Annotated in this window: 1 protein-coding gene; it reads right to left on the bottom strand. The window is 73.3% G+C overall.

All coding sequences use genetic code 11. The annotated features are described in order from the left end of the window. The coding region (locus J0695_RS38845; RefSeq protein WP_206969565.1) for a hypothetical protein at nt 1-596 on the bottom strand (596 nt) is incomplete at both ends.

Genomic DNA, 596 nt, shown 5'->3' with positions numbered 1-596 from the left:
CCTCGATGCCTTTGGCGTCATGGCCGAGTCCGGCCTGGGCGACGGGCGTTGTCGCGCCGTCCTTGACCGCCAGGGCCGCGGGCTGGGGGGTGGTGACGGCACGGCTGTCGGCGAAGCCGGTGACGGAGTACACGACGACCGGGGCGTCGGTGAGGACGCTCACCGTCCAGCTCGCGCGCTGCTTGTTCCCGAAGCCCGCCGCGTCGGTGGACCTGACCGGGAAGGTGCGCGGCATCAGATCGGTGCGCGCCGTCAGACCCTCGCGGGTGAAACGGTTTCGCAGGGCGGTCATGGCGGCGGGGTCCGCCTCGGTGAACACCATGCCGACCGTGGTGACGCTGGAGTGGGTGGCGTCGGTGTACGTGGCACGCAGCATCCGTACGCAGCCGACCGGTTGGAGGACCTTGACGAGCAGGGGGTCGAAGCCGCCCGCGCAGGAGCTGTCGGGGGCGACGGCCAGCCGGGTCCACGTACGGTCCGCTCCGCCGGGGCCCGCGCCCTTGCCCGTGAGGGTGCGCGGGAAGAGGGTGTCCACGGGCGTGGAGTGCCACAGGCCGCGCGCCTCGGTGTAGGCGGTGCGGGCCGTGGGCTCGGCC

It is taken from the genome of Streptomyces beijiangensis, assembly GCF_017315755.1.
GTDB classification, from domain to species: domain Bacteria; phylum Actinomycetota; class Actinomycetes; order Streptomycetales; family Streptomycetaceae; genus Streptomyces; species Streptomyces beijiangensis.
Note: the sequence above shows the minus strand (reverse complement) of the source record. Positions and strands in the feature narration are given on the sequence as shown.